The following is an 18,289-nucleotide window of genomic DNA, read 5'->3' as shown; positions in this document are numbered from 1 at the left end:
TGACAGGATTTTAGAAAACCTCCTGGCAGTCTTTACTGTCAGGAGGTTTGTTTTTTTAAACATCTCAGGGCTATGTTTCAGTCTCAAAGAAGCCTTGAATTAGTAATTGAATGAGTATCTTGAGCCTGCATTGAAAAAGAACTTAAAAATAGCTATAGCAGGTGCCGGTCTGGCCGGGTTGACCGCAGCAATACATTTGCTTCGCGCAGGTTTTGAGGTACACCTAGTTGAGAAAGACGCGTATCCTAAACATAAGGTTTGCGGTGAGTATATCTCCAATGAAATTCTGCCTTACTGGCAATCTCTGGGTATCAACCCTTTCGATTGGGGCGCTGTGCAAATTGAAGAATTTGAACTCAGCTCTCGCTCCGGGAAAACCCTTAAAACCGCATTGCCACTGGGTGGTTTTGGCATCAGCCGTTATACGATGGATTCTAAACTGGCTGAATTGGCAAAAGAAAAAGGCGGTACGTGGATGCAGGATACTGTTGAACGCATCGAATATAAAAACGCCGGTTTTGAGATTTTTTGCCGGTCCGGTGAAAGCTTTGAAAGCGATTTGGTCATCGGGAGTTTTGGTAAACGTTCGGTTTTAGATGCTGCGCTTTCGCGAAAATTCTTCAGCAACAAAACCCCCTGGATGGGCGTCAAAGCCCATTACGAGGCAGAAGTTCCCGAAAACGTGGTAAGCCTTCACTCTTTTAATGGCGGTTATTGCGGGATTTCAAAAGTTGAAAACAATCGGGTAAATGTGTGTTACCTCACACATCTCGATGCTTTTAAAGCTTCCGGCAATCTGGAAGGTTTTCAGCATGATGTACTTTCGCAGAACCCACAACTTAAGACCTTCTTCAATCAGGCAACACCGGTGTTTGAAAAGTCGCTTAGTATCAGCCAAATTTCATTTCAGCCTAAAGAATTGATCACGAATCATATTTTGATGTGTGGTGACAGTGCGGGGCTCATTCATCCGCTTTGCGGTAATGGGATGGCAATGGCGGTTCATTCGGCTAAACTCTTAGCAGAAAGTATTGTGGAGTATCACTTCAAATCCCAAGACCGTGAAGAGCTTGAGCAAAGCTATATCAAACGCTGGAACAGCACATTCTCCGGTCGTTTACAGACAGGCCGGGTTTTGCAGCGTATTTTGCAGCACGAAACAGCTACCAATCTGGGCATAAGCAGCCTGCAACGGATACCCGGAGTGCTGCCAAAAATCATCAGTTTAACCCACGGTAAACCTCTGGAAATTTGAAAGAACGAAGCCTCCTTCCCGAATTGATGGACGATCCCTCGCTTGACGCGGTTACCCTGCAGCAGGCGCTTAACGAGGTTACTCTGGTGAACCGCATTTTGGGAGGAAATAAAGTTACCACTCACGGACTTGATTATTTTTTTGAAAAGTTTCCGAAAGAACAGTACAGCATCGCAGATATGGGTTGCGGTGATGGAGCCACGCTTAGAACTGTAGCCGATTACTGCCGTAAAAAAGGAATTTCCGTGAGCCTGTGGGGTTATGATTTTAATCCCAAGAGTATTGCGTTAGCACGTGAAAAATCAACGGATTATCCCGAGATTCAATTTGAGGTTCAGGATATTTTAAAGTTGGATGCTGATCATTTTTCGTGCGATATCATCTTGTCGGTACTTACAATGCATCATTTTACCAATGCCGAAATCGACCGGTTTTTAAATCAGTTTTTACAGTTATCCCGCTTGGGGGTTGTGATCAATGATTTACAGCGCAGCCGTTTGGCTTACGTGCTTTTTAAGGGCTTCAGCCGGGTTTTTATGCGCAGTCACATTGCGCGTTACGATGGTTTGATCTCCATCAAACGGGCATTTACAAAAAAGGAATTAGTAACTTTCACAAAAAAGCTTCCGGTTACTCGCTATCAGTTGAGTTGGCGCTGGGCTTTTCGCTATTTATGGATACTAGAAAAACAGCATTGAATTCCCCAGAACCAACTAAAAATCCGGTAAAAATTTGTGAGGTGGCCAAAGCTATTCCGCAATACCACCGCGAGACTCACGAAATATTACCCCTTGTAGATCTTTGGCTTGAAGGGCAGGATGAACGCTTTCGCCGTAAGGTCAAAAAAATATTCAGCAATGCAGCTGTAGACAAACGCTACAGCATTATGGCGCCCGAAGAGGTGTTTACCGCAACTTCCTTTGAAGACAAAAATGATATTTACACGCGTGAAGTGATCAAACTGGGTGAACAGGCGCTTACCGATGCTTTGCAGAAAAGCGGTTGGGATGCGCAAAGCCTAGATTACATCATCACGGTGAGCTGCACCGGTATTATGATCCCTTCGCTGGATGCCTATCTCATCAACAAACTGCATTTGCGGCAGGATATCACCCGTCTGCCGGTTACGGAGATGGGTTGTGCAGCGGGAATTTCAGGGATTTTATATGCCAACGATTTTCTTAAGGCCAATCCCGGAAAACGGGCGGCTGTCATCGCGGTAGAAAGCCCTACGGCCACTTTTCAGCTCAACGATTACTCGATGGCTAATGTGGTGAGTGCTGCGATTTTTGGCGATGGCGGTGCCTGTGTATTGCTTTCGTCCAAAGCAGAAGACGAGGGGCCAAAAGTGGTTGATACGGGGATGTATCACTTTTTTGATGCCGAGCATATGATGGGTTTTAAACTTACCAATACCGGACTCAAAATGATTTTAGATCCTTCAGTCCCCGAAACCATTGCAGGGCATTTTCCGCAAATCATCGATCCGTTTTTGGCGAAAAACAACATAGATATCGATGCGGTAAATAATCTGGTATTTCATCCCGGAGGCAAAAAGATTGTGCAGACGGTTGAAGCCCTCTTTGGGGAGCGCGGTAAAACTATTGACGATACTAAAGAAGTTTTACGCCTGTATGGCAATATGAGCAGCGTTACGGTGTTGTATGTTTTGGAACGCTTCTTAAACCGGGAAATTCCTGATGGAGATTACGGTCTGATGCTTAGTTTTGGACCCGGATTTTCGGCACAACGCATTTTAATACAATGGTAAAAACATTTGAATTTAACACCAGCCCTGAAGCGAACTTATGGGCATTAATCCTGGGGGGCAGCAGCGGCTTGGGACTGGCTTCGGCAAAAAAACTGGCTGAAAAGGGCCTGAACATCTGCATCGTGCACCGCACCCGGCGGAGTAAATTGGGTGATTTTGAAGACGAACTTGAAGCTATGCGGGCCTTTGGCGTAGAAGTAGCCGAATTCAATACCGATGCCTTGAGTGCTGAAACCATTCAAAAACTACTTGATTTTTTTAGGGCGAAAGAAGTCCGGCTTCAATTAATGCTGCACAGCATCGCAAAGGGAAATTTAAAACCTATTTATACCGATAATCCTTCGGAAGCGACTCTGAGTGGGAAAGATTTTATGCTTACTGCGGAAGCTATGGCGGTTAGCCTGTACGATTGGGCAAGCGCTTTCGCGAATGCGAAATTATTTGCATCCCACGGCAAAATCCTTGCGTTTACCAGCGAGGGTAGTAGCAAACCCTTGCCTAACTATGCCGCGGTATCCGCCGCAAAAGCAGCGCTCGAGGCTATTGTGCGCAGTCTCGCTTTTGAGCTTGCACCCTTGCAAATCACGGCAAACTGTATTCAGGCGGGAGTGACTAATACCGAAAGCCTGCGGCTGATACCGGGAAGTGAACTTTTAATTGAGCAGGCGATGGCCCGCAATCCCAACCGACGACTTACAACCGCCGAAGATGTCGCTAATGCAGTCTACCTGCTTACCAGACCTGAAGCAAACTGGATTAATGGAGCCGTGATTCCGGTGGACGGCGGAGAGCATTTGAGATAAACAGATACAACATAAAACGGATTTTTTTAGCTTTAAAACCGTTTAGAATTTGAAGGAATTTATGATTATAGATTTAAGGAGCGATACGCTTACCAAACCCACCCCCGAAATGTTGCAGGCGATGATGCAGGCCGAAGTTGGGGACGATGTATATAAAGAAGATCCCACGGTTAATAAACTCGAGGAGCATATCGCACATCTTTTTGGGATGGATGCGGCGCTGTATTTTCCTACGGGAAGTATGACCAATCAGGCTGCGATTAAAATTCATACCCAGCCCGGCGAACAACTCATCGCCGATAAATATGCGCACGTGTACAACTACGAGGGCGGCGGGGTTTCATTTAACAGCGGGGTTTCGTGCAAGCTGGTAGACGGTCATCGCGGGATGATCACCGCAGAGCAGGTGGAGGAAAACATCAATCCGCCCGATTTTTACCACAGTCCGCTGACATCACTGGTCTGTCTTGAGAATACGACCAATAAAGGCGGCGGGGCCTGTTATGATTTTAGGGAAATTGTCAAAATCAGAAAAGTTTGCGACGAGCACGGTCTGGGTTTACATCTGGATGGTGCCCGCCTTTGGAACGCGCTGGTTGCTACCGACGAATCTCCAAAAGATTACGGGGAGGTTTTTGATACGATTTCGGTGTGCCTGTCAAAAGGCCTGGGTGCGCCAATGGGCTCGGTGCTCGTAGGTAAACAAAAATTTATGGACAAGGCGATGCGCGTACGCAAAGTTTTGGGTGGCGGGATGCGTCAGGTAGGCTTTATGGCTGCCGCGGGTATTTATGCCCTGGAACATCACTGGCAGCGTATGGCAGAAGATCATCGCAAGGCTCAGGAGCTGGCTACAGCACTGGCGGCACATGCTAAAGTCGCTCTGGTAGAGCCGGTAGAAACCAACATCCTTATTTTTAAATTGAGACCTGAAGTTGATGAGTTGAAGTTTATTCAGCAGCTAAAAGAAAAACAGATTTTCATCAGCGCTTTGGGTAAAGGCAAGCTGCGTATGGTGACCCATTACGATTATACCGATGCGATGCATGCGCATCTGCTCGATCTGCTTTCGTCTAAAAATCTGTAGAAGTCATTTTTAAAAAATGATTTAAATCCCTGTTTAGATAGCGAATGAGATATTATAAACCCATCTCATTAGCGATTTTCTAAAAATAGAGGGCATAGCCGGAGTTTTTGACCAAAGCTTCGGCTTTTTAAGGTTTGGAACACTATCTTAGTAGAGGTTGTACCGCATCATAAACGCAGCACAACCCTAACCAAAACTGTCCATTTATGGCTCTCAAAGTCGTTATTTCACATAAAACGAAATATAAATACGACAAGCGCATCTCGCTGTCACCGCATATTTTTAGATTAAGACCTGCACCGCACAGCAGAACACCCATTGAAGCGTATTCGTTAAAAATCAAGCCTGAAAATCACTTTTTCAACTGGCAGCAAGATCCTTTTGGGAATTATCTGGCGCGCGTGGTTTTTCCGGAAAAGACCGACGAACTCTCTATTGACGTAGAAATTCTGGCCGATCTCAAAACCATCAATCCCTTTGATTTTTTTGTGGAAGAAGCGGTTGAAGAGTTTCCGTTCACCTACAAAGAATCGCTTAAAAAAGAATTATTGCCCTATCTGGAAGTGACCGATGACGGGCCTTTGCTACAGAAGTTTCTAAAAACTGTAGATACGAGCAAGCAAAAAACCATCTACTTTTTAATAGGGATCAACCAGCACATCAACCAGTACCTCAATTATACGGTGCGTATGGAGCCGGGTGTGCAAACCTGCGAAGAAACACTTGAAAGGAAACTGGGTTCCTGCCGGGATTTTGCCTGGCTTTTAGTACAGTCGTTGCGTCATCTGGGGCTTGCAGCCCGTTTTGTTTCGGGATATTTGGTACAGCTGAAGTCTGACGAAAAAGCTTTGGATGGTCCGTCTGGCCCTGAAGAAGATTTTACCGATTTGCACGCCTGGGCTGAGGTTTATGTGCCCGGTGCAGGATGGATTGGTCTCGACTCGACTTCCGGATTACTGGCCGGAGAAGGTCATATTCCGCTGGCGTGCACGCCTTCTTTTGAAAGTGCGGCCCCGGTGACCGGCTTTTCAGATCCTGCAGAGACCGAGTTTGAGTTTGAGAATTCGGTTACACGAATTTTTGAATCGCCACGGGTTACCAAGCCCTATACCGAAGATCAATGGGAAGCCATAGATGCGTTGGGTAAAAAGGTGGAGCAGGAGTTACAGGACGGCGATGTGCGGCTTACGATGGGTGGTGAACCCACATTTGTTTCTGTTGACGATATGGAATCTGAGCAGTGGAATACCGAAGCTGACGGTCCTGAAAAGCGCAAGCTGGCAGAAGGTCTTTCAAACCGCTTACTGCATAAATTTGCGCCAGGGGGTATGTTTCATCACGCTCAGGGTAAATGGTATCCCGGCGAACCCATACCGCGCTGGTCGATAGGAATTCACTGGCGAAAAGACGGTAAACCCATCTGGAAGGACGAAAGCCTGATGGCCTCTTTTACCAAAGAATACGATCTGCCGGAAGGCATTTCTAAAAAGTTTCTGCAGGAACTCGCGATAAATCTCGGGGTGCGTCTGGAATACATTATGCCCGCTTACGAAGATGTGTTTTATTTTATGTGGGAAGAAGGCCGCTTGCCGGTAGACGTTGATCCGCTTGACAGCGACGACACGGTTACATCAGTCCGAAACCGGCTGGCGCGAATTTTACAGCAGGGTCTTGATAAAAAAATAGGCCATATTTTGCCGCTGGCGAACATTCAGGGAAAATGGGTGACCAGCCCCTGGCAGTTTAGACGCAAGCATTTGTTTTTGATCCCCGGGAATTCACCTGTAGGGCTTCGGTTGCCGTTAAACTCACTCATTGAGGAACCTGATGTTCCGTCGCAACCCATCACAGATCCTGATCTTTTTGATAAACGCAAACCTTTTGGTGACTACGCTGAAGCGCTCGAGAAACGTAAAGCTTTCGCGAAAGCGAGAAAAGGAAAAATAGATTATAACGCCGATAAAAAGGAGAAGAACCCCTTTGCACGTACCGCTTTGTGTGCCGAAGTACGCGACAAGAAATTATACTTATTTCTGCCGCCTCTGGATAATGCCGAAACCTTTCTGGATCTGATGGCTTCTATCGAAGCTACGGCGAAACAGTTAAACATACCCGTGTTGATTGAAGGCTATGAGCCGCCGCGCGATTACCGTCTTGAAGTACTTAAAGTGACTCCAGATCCCGGTGTGATCGAGGTGAATGTACATCCTGCAAAAAGCTGGGACGAACTTTCTAAAAATACCTTTACGCTTTATGAGGAGGCCAAAAAGAGCCGCCTGAGCACCGAAAAATTTATGCTTGACGGTAAGCATACGGGTACCGGTGGCGGTAACCACGTTACGCTGGGAGGAATCACTCCTGCTGACTCACCGTTGTTGCGCAGACCCGATTTGCTACGCAGTCTGCTTACCTTCTGGCAACACCATCCGGGATTGTCGTATCTGTTTTCGGGGTCGTTCATTGGCACTACGAGCCAGGCACCGCGTATTGATGAAGGCCGAATGGAAAACCTGTACGAACTGGAAATCGCTTTCAGTCAGATTCCCGAAGATGAGGATGTTCCCTTTTGGCTTACCGACCGTTTATTCCGTCACCTGCTTACCGATATTACCGGAAACACGCACCGCGCGGAGTTCTGTATAGATAAATTGTACTCACCCGATTCGTCCAGCGGTAGATTGGGAATCCTTGAGTTGCGCGGCTTTGATATGCCGCCACACGCACGCATGAGCCTTACGCAGATGTTGCTCGTGCGTACCCTTGTAGCCTGGTTTTGGCGTGAGCCTTACAAACATAAACTGGTGCGCTGGGGTACCCGCCTGCACGATAAATTCCTGATGGAACATTACGTGAAAGAAGACCTTAAAGATGTGGTGACTCAGCTTAATGCTGCGGGATATCCGTTCAAATTAGACTGGTTCGATCCGTTTTTTGAGTTTCGTTTCCCGCTTTATGGGCAGGTTGAGGTCAAGGGTATTAAGATTGAATTGCGCTCTGCCATTGAACCCTGGAATGTTTTGGGAGAAGAAATGACCGGAAGCGGTACCTCGAGGTACGTTGACTCGTCGTTGGAACGCGTACAGGTTAAGGTGACCAACTTTAATCAGGAGCGTTATGTGGTAACCTGTAACGGGGTTAAGGTCCAAATGAGCAATACGGGCGTGGAAGGCGAGTATGTTGCCGGGGTACGTTACAAGGCCTGGCAGCCCTGGTCTGCCCTGCATCCTACGATAGGGGTAGATACACCTTTGGTTTTTGATATTGTCGATCTGTGGAACGAGCGTTCGGTTGGCGGTTGTACCTATTTTGTTGCGCATCCGGGCGGAAGGTCTTACGAGACGTATCCTATCAACAGTTTGGAAGCCGAATCGAGACGTATTAACCGTTTTTGGGAGATGGGTCATACACAGGGAACGATAACGCATTCAGAGTCAGAGCCTAATCCGAAATTGGTAGGGCGTACGCTCAAGACCAATACTGTGGAAAAAACCTTTGATTTTAAAGAGATACCTGTGAACCCGGAATTCCCACATTTATTAGATTTACGTAAGAAATACTAAGCTAGCTCCCCTAACTATGACCGTTGCCACAAACGCCTGGTTTACCCGGTATTTTACAGACAATACGTATGACGAGATGTTTTCTCCCGATCTTTCTGTGAAAGGAAACTGGAAACAACTGCTTGAGAATTTCAAGCGCATAGGTACAGACGGTCTCAATCAGCGGCAGAACGATATTGACTGGTTACTCGAAGAAAACGGGGTTACCTACAATGTCTACAATGATCCTAACGGACTCAACCGTCCGTGGAATCTTAATGTGATTCCTTTTTTACTGCACGCAGACGAGTGGCAGCAAATTGAAAAGGGATTGAAACAACGGGCAGAGCTGCTCAATTTGGTGTTAAAAGATATTTATGGCGAGCGGCGCCTTATAAAAGAAGGGGTGGTGCCGCACGAGGTGATCTACGGGCATCGTGGTTTTTTAAGGCAGTGCGACAAAATTCAATACAAACTCGATAAACATTTACTTCTGTATGCGGCCGATCTGGCCCGTGGCAGTGATGGTCGTATGTGGGTGGTGAACGACCGCTCCCAGGCACCGTCCGGTATGGGATATGCGCTAGAAAACCGCTCTACCACAAACCGGGTTTTGTCTGATATATTCGTGGATATGAATGTCAGACGCCTGTCTGAATTTTTTAAAGATTTTAATGATCTTTTGGTTGAGGCTTCGCCAGAAAAGATCGAAAACCCGAACATCGTGATTCTCACGCCGGGATCGCATAACGAGACCTATTTTGAGCACGCGTATCTGGCTTCCTTTTTAGGGTATCCGCTGGTGCAGGGGAATGATCTGGTGGTGCGGGAAGGCAATCTGTATATGAAATCCCTGAAGGGCTTAAAACGGGTACACGTGGTACTGCGAAGGGTAGATGATATTTTTACCGATCCTTTGGAGCTTCGGGAAGATTCACATCTGGGTGTTGCCGGTTTGCTCGATGTGGTACGCAGGCAAAATGTGACCATTGTAAATCCCATAGGCAGCGGAGTGCTTGAAAACCCGGGGTTAATTCCCTTTATGCCGGCTATTTGCAGATTTTTCCTCAATGAACCTTTAGTGCTTCCGCAGATTGCTTCATGGTGGTGCGGACAGGAAAAGGAAAAAAACTATGTGCTCGAAAACCTGCACAATTTGGTCATAAAACCTATAGATCGTACCAATAGGGAGCATATTCATTTTGGTTCGCTGATGTCCAAGGCAGAGCTCGAAAAGCTGAAAAACGAAATTCAACGCAAACCCTATCATTTTGTAGCTCAGGAGCGCATCAGCTTTTCTACGGCACCCAATTTTACTAAGGGAACCTTTGAGCCACGCAATATGGTAGCGCGTACCTTCACCATCGCCGGTAAAAAAGGCTATAATGTGATGCCCGGTGGCCTCGTACGCGTTGCACCCGACCGTAATACCCTAAGAGTAAGTAATCAGCGTGGGGGTACGAGCAAGGATTTTTGGATTATTGACCCCGATCGTAGTGAGGAAACTCCAAATTTTAACTGGAACCGGCGATCGGCGATTTCGGTTAGCGGTCTTGCCGATTTGCCCAGCCTTACGGCCGAAAACCTCTACTGGGCCGGCAGATACGTAGGACGTACTTTGGTTAACGCCCGCTTTTTACGCATGGTTTTAAAGCAAACCAGCGCTACTGAAACCATTCTTCAGGAAGAATGCTCGGTAAAACTGAATATTCTCTACAAGGCCGTAACCCAGATGACCGGTACCTATCCCGGATTTATGGAAAAACGGGAAGATGGTACCTATGCGATGAGCAATCCGCTAGAGGAGATTTTTGATGTCATTCTCAATCGGGAACGGGTAGGAAGTTTGGGGCATACCATGAGTATGTTTAGCAGCTCGTATTATTCCATTCGTAATTTGTGGAGCAGCGATATGTGGCGTGTTTTTGAAACCATTCAAAAACTGTGGCGCAATCTGGAAAACGAAAAAGACCTCACAGTTACCAAGCTTATTAAAGGCCTAAACCAACTCATCACCCGTCTTATCGCTTTTATGGGACTTATTGAGGAAAGTATTATGGTAGAGCAGGGGCTTTTGCTCTATTTTATAGGTTTACAGCTCGAACACAGCAGCCTTACCATCACCAAATGCCGGGCACTGTTAGTAAACAAACAGGCCGGTCAAACCGAATATGAGATTCTTGAAGCTTTGCTGAGCAGTCACGAAAGCCTGAATATATACCGCTACAGCTACCGCTCGTTTATCCGGGTAGAACCGGTGATTAACCTGATGTTAATGGATTTGAAATATCCACGATCCCTTACTTTTTTATTAGGTCGTCTGCAGAAGGATATCGCCAGGTTACCACATTCGCAGCGATCTGATACGCTTACGCAGTACGAGAAGAATGTTTTTGAGGCATTCAGCAAGTTGCGTTTAGCGAGTTCAGAAGCTCTCGCGATGACTGCCAACCCCGAAAGTTATGTGCGTGAAGATCTGGATGACCTGCTCGAAGAGTTGAGCGAATTGTTGTTTCAAACTTCACAATCTATCACCAACACCTATTTCAATCATACCTATAAGCAGAGTCAGCTGGTAGATCAAAATTTTTCCATTTAATGTTATACGCTGTCTCGCATACCACGACCTATAATTACGATGCTCCGGTAAGTTACTGCCACAATATTGCGGTACTCAAACCCCGAAAATCACCGGGCCAGGAACTGCTGGAATATAAAATGCAAATCAGTCCCGAAGCTGATGAAATTTCAGAACGGGTAGATTTCTTCGGAAATTATATCACCCGTTTTTCGATACAAAAAGAGCATAAGCAGCTCAAGGTTACCACGGTGAGTAAGCTGAATCGGGATTATGAATCGCATCGGGCATCTTTTCGCACGGAAGCCTGTACAGGAATCACGTTGGAGCAGGCGCGTAAAACCCTTCAAAAAACAGAGGCAGATATTCTGGAAGCCAAACAATTTGTCCTGGAGTCTATTTTTATAAGACATTGGGGCGAAAACATTCGGGAATATGCCAATAAGAGTTTTACACCGGGACGTTCAGTATTTGAAGCCGCCGAAGAACTGATGCAGCGTATTTATGTGGATTTTGATTTCGTATCGGGTTTTACCAGTGTTTCCACACCCATAAATGAAGTGATGGAAGAGCGTAAGGGGGTGTGTCAGGATTTCGCTCAGATAGCTATCGCCTGCATACGCTCTATAGGATTACCGGCGCGCTATATCAGCGGGTATATTGAAACGCTACCACCTCCCGGAAGGGAAAAGCTGGTGGGCGCAGATGCCAGTCACGCCTGGTTTTCAATTTTTATTCCCGGTTTTGGCTGGGTAGATTTTGATCCCACTAACAATCAGATTCCGGGCAATCAACATTTAGTAACCGGCTGGGGACGGGACTATTACGATGTTCCGCCACTTAAAGGAGTGGTTTACGGCAGCGGAAGAAGCAAACTTAACGTCGAGGTTGATATCGCCCGAATACCCTAGAGCCTTTCCAGTTTAATTATTGCGGCCCCAGGTATTTTAAAAAACACATACTGCCACCAATGCCGCTGTATTGCCCGTAGTTTGGGATGATATCGTATTTACGTCTCTTGTAAAGCGCAATTGCAGGAGGCTGAAAAATTCCGGTTTCCAGGATGCATTTGGTATAGCCTATCTCGTGGGCCCAGTTTTCTAAAGCTTCAAGAATAGCGCTGGCGTAGCCTTTTTTGCGGTGAATAGGCTTGGTATACATCCTTTTGATTTCGACACTTTTAGGGCCGTACTCCCGGAAAGCACCACATGCAACGGCAAGCCCGCCGTCGTAAGCCACAATCACATTTTTTATACGGTCAAGGGAGTTAAACTGATTGTAAAACTCATGATCGTCACCATCTGTAAGTTTCAATGTCTCGTCAAGTTCTTTTACCATTTTCAAGAAATCCGGATTCTTTGAATCGGTACGTACAAGATTTAGCATAGTTGAGGTCTTTGGTTGATGTGTGGCTGCGCAGGCAGCGAACTGCGCTTAAACACAATTTTATGAATTTGAAAAAAATACTGGGTAAAACTAGGCGCCTATGATAATAAGCAGTGTTAAATTTAGTTAATTTCTGAGAACTTGAACAGTTATAGGGTGTTTTTAAGGAAGGAATTTTAGTTACACAATGTTGTTTAGATTTACCTCTTTTTAAGTGTTTGAATATCAGTTATTTTAATTTGATAAACAGAAAAAAATACCCGTCATAAGACGGGTATTTAAGTATAATCTATACGAAAATCGCTGTATAACCGGCCTTGTAAAGGCTTTTAAACTTCGCGGGAAGTCGAAGAAACAGCGAAAGGATCGGGCACTATTTTTTTTTCGTTAATGCTTAAACCCAGACGTTCAATCTCTTTTTGAATTTTCTGAAACACCTTGGGACCTGTAAATTCTACAAATAACACTCTCTTGTTAAGATTTAAATCAAGAATGCGTACTTCCATAATACGGTTCAGGCAACGTACGATTGCCTCTTGTTGAAATGAGCTTTTAGCTTCGGTTAGTTGTAATTGCGCCCTCATGATGTACTGGTATTATAGCGTTAGCAGAATTTTAGTTCGCTGTAGGGGGACAATAAAATAACGCCATCCCCAATTATTTTGCTAGAACTGTACTGTTAAAGTTAGCTTAAAAACACATTGAAAATGAATTAGTTACGAGTATTTTTTTGCTAAATCGGTTTAGCCTTAAATCTGTTTAAGTATAAAAGGAACGGAATATTTTGAACAAAAAGACGGTTTTCAAGCCCTTGTCAGACATTTAAAATGTATTTATTAATTGACAATCAAATCTTTAAACGGGCACTTTTCGATCTTTAAAAAAAATTGCAGCACGTTTTGGAAGTATTGATTTCTAAAATCAACCTGCCTGAGAAAAGAGGTACTTTTTAGATTTCGATTTGCATTTAAAAACAAAAAAAGCACCCTAAAAGGATGCTTTTTCAAATAATTAAAATGAATTTTATTCTTATTTAGAACGCGTTTGCAACGATTTGCTCAAACAATTCCTGCTTACCGCTAAATTGTTTTGGCTCCCCGGTTTGCTTCCCGATCTCGCTCAATTGCTCCAGTGTAAGTTCTCCTTTTTCAAATTTAGCACCATTACCACCGTCAAAAGACTCATAGCGTGTTTTACGCAAGTCACTGTATTTAGTGTTCTGAAGAATGTGATCTGCTGCGATAAGTCCGCGTGCAAATACATCCATTCCTGAGATGTGCGCAATAAATTTATCTTCCAGGTCGGTAGAGTTACGACGTACTTTAGCGTCAAAGTTTACACCACCACCTTGAATACCGCCGCCTTCTAAAATGATAAGCATAGCCTGGGTGATTTCGTAAATATCAATCGGGAACTGGTCTGTATCCCAACCGTTTTGGTAATCACCACGGTTAGCATCTATACTTCCCAGCATACCGTTATCTACAGCAACCTGCAGTTCGTGCTCAAATGTGTGACTTGCCAGTGTAGCGTGATTTACTTCCAGATTCAGTTTAAAGTCGTCCTGTAAACCGTATTTGTTGATGAATCCTAATGTTGTAGCTGCATCAAAATCATACTGATGCTTGCTGGGCTCCATAGGTTTAGGCTCGATCAGGAAGTTTCCTTTAAATCCTTCTTTACGCGCATAGTCTTTTACCATAGTAAGGAAACGACCCATATGGTCAAGTTCGCGCTTCATATCGGTATTCAAGAGGCTCATATAACCTTCACGACCTCCCCAGAACACGTAGTTCTCACCACCTAAAGCGATGGTTGCATCTACGGCAATTTTCAGCTGAGCTCCTGCGTAGGCTACCACGTCAAAATTAGGATTGGTAGAAGCCCCGTTCATATAGCGTGGGTTACTAAACAGGTTTGTGGTTCCCCAAAGCAGCTTGATTCCGCTTTCTTTTTGCTTCATTTGCGCATACTCCACCATTTGGTGCATGCGTTTTTCAAACTCATTTAATGAAGGTGCTTCATCTACCACATCAACATCGTGAAAACAGTAGTAAGGCAGATCCATTTTGGTCATAAATTCAAAAGCAGCATCCATTTTATCTTTTGCACGTCCTACCGGATCGGGATTTTTGTCCCATTCAAAAGTTTCGGTAGGTGCACCAAACGGATCACCTCCTTTGTTATTAAGCGTATGCCAGTAGGCCATAGCAAAACGAAAATGCTCCTTCATGGTTTTTCCTGCAACAACCTTATCTGCTTCATAATATTTAAAAGCTAACGGATTGTCACTGCCTTTTCCTTCAAATTTGATTTTATCAATGTTCTTAAAATAGGTACTCATAGTTTTTGAATTACTCGTTTATTTTTATGTTGTTTTTCCAGATTTGATACCAGTCTGAATAGATTTTTCCCTGATCCTTTTGAGGTTCCTGCGTGCTTATCAGACTTAATCCCTCGTTGGCTTCGTTTAGCGTCTTGTAATGCCCAAAACCGTATGCAGCGCCACGTGCAGCTCCTTCAGCCCCATTGGTTTCATACAATTCGAGCGTGGTTTGGGTAGTGTTGACAAAAATCTCGCGAAACACCGGACTCAAAAATAAGTTGGCGTGTGTGGCTTTTACGCGCTGGCCCCCGGCACCTATTTTTTGCATGATTTCGAAACCGTAATTCATAGCAAAAACAATCCCCTCACAGGCAGCTCGCACCAGATGCGAATTTTCGTGACGGTTAAAGTTGAGATTCTGTAAGCCGCTGGTAGCATCTTTGTTATTGAAAATGCGTTCTACACCATTTCCAAAAGGGTAAAAACGCAAACCATCGCTACCGGCTTTTACTTTTGAAGCCTGCTCGTTTAAGAATTCGTAGGAAACCAGATCTTTAGAACCGGCTGAAACGGTTTTGCGAAGCCATTGGTATAGAATTCCTGAGCCGTTGATACACAGCAGCACACCGTTACGCTTCTGTTGCTCTTCATTATTCACGTGTAAAAACGTATTTACGCGGTTTTCGGGATCAAACGAATCCTGATCGGTCACCGAATAAATAACGGCCGAAGTTCCTGCTGTGGTAGCGATTTCTCCCGGTTGGTTAACATTTAATGACAAGGCATTATTAGGCTGATCGCCGGCACGGTAGGTAATTTTGACATCTTTAGAAAGTCCCAGATCAGCAGCGATATCAGCAGCAATTTGAGCCTGATGTCCAAAATTAGAAACGATTTCAGGAATCAGGGATTCAGGTAGTCCCATAGCTTCCAGAACATCTGTTGCCAGAGTTCCTTTTTTGAAATTCCATAAAGCTGCTTCAGAAAGGCCCGATTTGCTGGTTTGGGCTACGCCCGAAAACTTCGCGGCAAGATAATCTCCCGGAAGCATCATATAAGCTGCCTTTTCAAAAAGTTGCGGCTCATGTTGCTGCACCCATTTCAGCTTGGAAGCTGTAAAATTCCCGGGACTTCCCAAAATGCGGGAATGGAAAAAGGCACTTCCTTTTTGTTCGTAAATTTCACGGCCTACACCGGCAGCTCTACTGTCGCACCAAATGATTGAAGGTCTTAAAACCTCAAGATCTTTGGTAGTAAGAACCAGACCATGCATTTGATAGGAGATACCAATAGCTTTTATACGTGAAACGTCAAGGCCGTTAGCTTTTAATTTTTTTATACCGTCGCAGGTGTACTGCCACCAGCTTTCCGGGTCTTGTTCTGCCCAGCCCGCTTGAGCCGCGTGCATCTGCATTTCGTGGTCGGGTACCGTCACATGAGCAATACCTTTACCGGTATTACCGTCCAGCACAGCAAGTTTGATGGATGAACTGCCCAGGTCAATTCCTAAAAAATACATAGGGTTAAATTTGGTTTAACAAGTTACTTATAGTAATATTGACTACAAGTATACGGATAAAAATCTGAAATTTATCAATTTTTTATACTTTAGCTGTACATTTTTAACCCTATGGATGCTCAATCGACCTCAATGCAAATACCCGAAGATGAAAAATCTGTTATTCTGGATAGTATTACCATTGATTGCGTGATTTTTGGTTTTAAAAATGAAGAACTCGAGGTTCTTCTGGTTAAGCATAAAGAGGGGATAAGTAAAAATAAGTGGGGTTTACCCGGAGGGTGGATCTACGAAAATGAGGGTATTGACGATGCTGCAAACCGTCTCCTACTCGAACTTACCGGGATTAAAGATGTTTATCTGGAGCAGTTGCGGGCTTTTGGTGCACCCGATCGTTTTCCGCTTTCGCGGGTAATCACTGTGGGCTATTATGCACTGATTAAAGAAGAAGATTACGATTTGAAAGCAGGTTACACCGCTGCCGAAGTTGCCTGGTTTAAAGTCTCTGAAGTCAAAGATCTGATTTACGATCACCAGCAAATTCTGGAAATCGGTCAAAAACGCCTGCGCAGACGCATCAAGCAGGAACCTATAGGCTTCAATTTGTTACCCGAAAAATTTACGTTACTCCAGTTGATGCACCTGTACGAACAGATTTTGGGTTATGAGATGGACAAGCCCAACTTCAGGCGTAAAATTCTTAAAATGGATTTGCTTACGCCCCTGGCCGAAAAGCAAAAAGATGTTTCGCACCGCGCAGCAAAACTGTATCGCTTCAATCCTGAAACCTATAAGAAGTTGCTGGAGAAAGGTTTCAACTTCGAATTTTAAACTTCAATTTCATCTTAACTTTTCCGATTCCGGCACTCAACCGGTTTAAAAAAGTTAGGGAAACTCATTTATAATTGCTAAACTTGTAGTCAATAATACTATAAGTTGTTTTTTCAGCTTTGAAGAAACCCATACTTAAGACTAAACACTAAATTAAATCCTATGAAAGAACCCAGATATCTGGTGGATCATGCGTATATGGCAGATCCTTCGGCACATGTTTTTAACGGCAAAATTTATATTTATCCTTCTCACGATGTAGAATCGGGCATTCCTGAAAACGATAATGGTGATCACTTTGACATGCGGGATTATCACGTCTTTTCGATGGAATCTATTGATGGGGAAGTTACCGATCATGGTAAGGCACTTGACGTAAAAGACATTCCGTGGGCGGGTCGCCAGCTTTGGGATTGTGATATTGCCCATAAGGACGGGACGTATTATTTGTATTTTCCGCTGAAAGATCAAACGGATATTTTCCGCATTGGGATTGCGACCAGCGATAAGCCTGAAGGGCCTTTTAAGCCGCTTGACGCGCCTATGAAGGGCAGTTTTTCTATCGATCCCTGTATTTTTGAGGAAGATGGAAAGCACTATATGTATTTTGGTGGACTCTGGGGCGGACAGTTGCAGCGTTACCGTGATGGCAAAGCCATCGAGTGCGGTTCAGAACCGGCAGAAGATCAGCCTGCATTACCGGCACGTATAGCCCGTTTGGCCGATAGTATGATCGAGTTTGCAGAGCCTTCAAAAGCAATTGTGATTTTAGATGAAGACGGAAAGCCGCTAACTGCGGGAGACCACGACCGTCGCTTTTTTGAAGCTTCGTGGATGCATAAATACAACGGCAAATATTACTTCTCGTATTCTACCGGAAACACGCACCGCCTGTGTTATGCAACGGGAGATAATCCATACGGACCGTTTACCTACCAGGGAGTGATTTTGACTCCGGTGGTGGGCTGGACCACGCATCATTCTATAGTCGAATTTAAAGGAAAGAGCTATTTATTTTTTCACGACAGTGTGCCTTCAGGCGGAAAAACGTGGTTGCGCAGTATGAAAGTGGTCGAGCTTGAATATGATGCTGAAGGAAAAATCAAGACCATTGAAGGTCAATAAATTTTTTAGTCTATAAAATTTAAAAGGCTGTCCCGGGTGTTCTTCAACTAACACTTAAGACAGCCTTTT

Annotated in this window: 14 protein-coding genes; 10 read left to right on the top strand and 4 right to left on the bottom strand. The window is 44.8% G+C overall.

What is annotated here, in order from left to right; translation table 11 throughout:
* Positions 1-106: 106 nt before the first annotated feature.
* The 8 genes from LLW17_RS13110 to LLW17_RS13075 all read left to right on the top strand — a co-directional run bounded on the left by LLW17_RS13110 (position 107) and on the right by LLW17_RS13075 (position 11,944).
* Positions 107-1,255, top strand: coding sequence for an NAD(P)/FAD-dependent oxidoreductase (locus tag LLW17_RS13110; protein ID WP_228230743.1), 1,149 nt, complete (start codon positions 107-109; stop codon positions 1,253-1,255).
* A complete protein-coding gene (locus LLW17_RS13105; RefSeq protein WP_228230742.1) occupies positions 1,252-1,953 on the top strand; it encodes a methyltransferase domain-containing protein in 702 nt (233 codons plus the stop codon). The genes LLW17_RS13110 and LLW17_RS13105 overlap by 4 nt, the downstream gene beginning before the upstream one ends.
* Positions 1,929-3,026, top strand: a complete 1,098-nt coding sequence (locus LLW17_RS13100) for a type III polyketide synthase (protein WP_434084784.1) — start codon at positions 1,929-1,931, stop codon at positions 3,024-3,026. Before LLW17_RS13105 ends, LLW17_RS13100 begins: the two co-directional genes overlap by 25 nt.
* Positions 3,020-3,829 carry an SDR family oxidoreductase gene (locus LLW17_RS13095; RefSeq protein ID WP_228230740.1) on the top strand — a complete coding sequence of 270 codons (810 nt, stop codon included), beginning with the start codon at positions 3,020-3,022 and terminating at the stop codon, positions 3,827-3,829. The genes LLW17_RS13100 and LLW17_RS13095 overlap by 7 nt, the downstream gene beginning before the upstream one ends.
* A gap of 61 nt (positions 3,830-3,890) precedes the next feature.
* The gene (locus tag LLW17_RS13090; RefSeq protein ID WP_228230739.1) at positions 3,891-4,916 is read left to right on the top strand and encodes a threonine aldolase family protein; all 1,026 of its coding nucleotides are present in this window, start codon (positions 3,891-3,893) and stop codon (positions 4,914-4,916) included.
* Between the two features lie 206 nt (positions 4,917-5,122).
* Positions 5,123-8,476: a transglutaminase family protein gene (locus LLW17_RS13085; RefSeq protein ID WP_228230738.1), complete on the top strand. Its 3,354-nt coding sequence runs from the start codon at positions 5,123-5,125 to the stop codon at positions 8,474-8,476.
* Between the two features lie 16 nt (positions 8,477-8,492).
* Entirely contained in the window at positions 8,493-11,054 is a 2,562-nt protein-coding gene (locus LLW17_RS13080; protein WP_228230737.1) for a circularly permuted type 2 ATP-grasp protein, read from the top strand.
* Positions 11,054-11,944 (top strand): transglutaminase family protein, encoded by an 891-nt coding sequence (locus tag LLW17_RS13075; protein WP_228230736.1) that lies wholly within the window; start codon positions 11,054-11,056, stop codon positions 11,942-11,944. The genes LLW17_RS13080 and LLW17_RS13075 overlap by 1 nt, the downstream gene beginning before the upstream one ends.
* A 16-nt stretch (positions 11,945-11,960) precedes the next feature.
* Here the strand turns inward: LLW17_RS13075 and LLW17_RS13070 are convergent, their stop codons facing one another.
* From LLW17_RS13070 to LLW17_RS13055, 4 genes are all read right to left on the bottom strand, one after another.
* The gene (locus tag LLW17_RS13070; RefSeq protein ID WP_228230735.1) at positions 11,961-12,419 is read right to left on the bottom strand and encodes a GNAT family N-acetyltransferase; all 459 of its coding nucleotides are present in this window, start codon (positions 12,417-12,419) and stop codon (positions 11,961-11,963) included.
* Positions 12,420-12,748: 329 nt separating this feature from the next.
* A complete protein-coding gene (locus LLW17_RS13065; RefSeq protein ID WP_228230734.1) occupies positions 12,749-13,003 on the bottom strand; it encodes a hypothetical protein in 255 nt (84 codons plus the stop codon).
* Between the two features lie 449 nt (positions 13,004-13,452).
* Positions 13,453-14,763: a xylose isomerase gene (gene xylA, locus LLW17_RS13060; protein ID WP_228230733.1), complete on the bottom strand. Its 1,311-nt coding sequence runs from the start codon at positions 14,761-14,763 to the stop codon at positions 13,453-13,455.
* Positions 14,764-14,773: 10 nt separating this feature from the next.
* Positions 14,774-16,264, bottom strand: a complete 1,491-nt coding sequence (locus LLW17_RS13055) for a xylulokinase (RefSeq protein WP_228230732.1) — start codon at positions 16,262-16,264, stop codon at positions 14,774-14,776.
* Positions 16,265-16,375: 111 nt separating this feature from the next.
* Here LLW17_RS13055 and LLW17_RS13050 point away from each other — a divergent pair, with 111 nt between their 5' ends.
* Positions 16,376-17,095: an NUDIX hydrolase gene (locus LLW17_RS13050; protein WP_228230731.1), complete on the top strand. Its 720-nt coding sequence runs from the start codon at positions 16,376-16,378 to the stop codon at positions 17,093-17,095.
* A 162-nt stretch (positions 17,096-17,257) separates the two neighbouring features.
* On the top strand, positions 17,258-18,220 hold the full coding sequence (locus tag LLW17_RS13045; protein ID WP_228230730.1) for a glycoside hydrolase family 43 protein: 963 nt from the start codon (positions 17,258-17,260) through the stop codon (positions 18,218-18,220).
* Positions 18,221-18,289 lie beyond the last annotated feature (69 nt).

Origin of the sequence: Leeuwenhoekiella parthenopeia (genome assembly GCF_020782115.1) — a bacterium.
GTDB lineage: Bacteria > Bacteroidota > Bacteroidia > Flavobacteriales > Flavobacteriaceae > Leeuwenhoekiella > Leeuwenhoekiella parthenopeia.
Note: the sequence above shows the minus strand (reverse complement) of the source record. Positions and strands in the feature narration are given on the sequence as shown.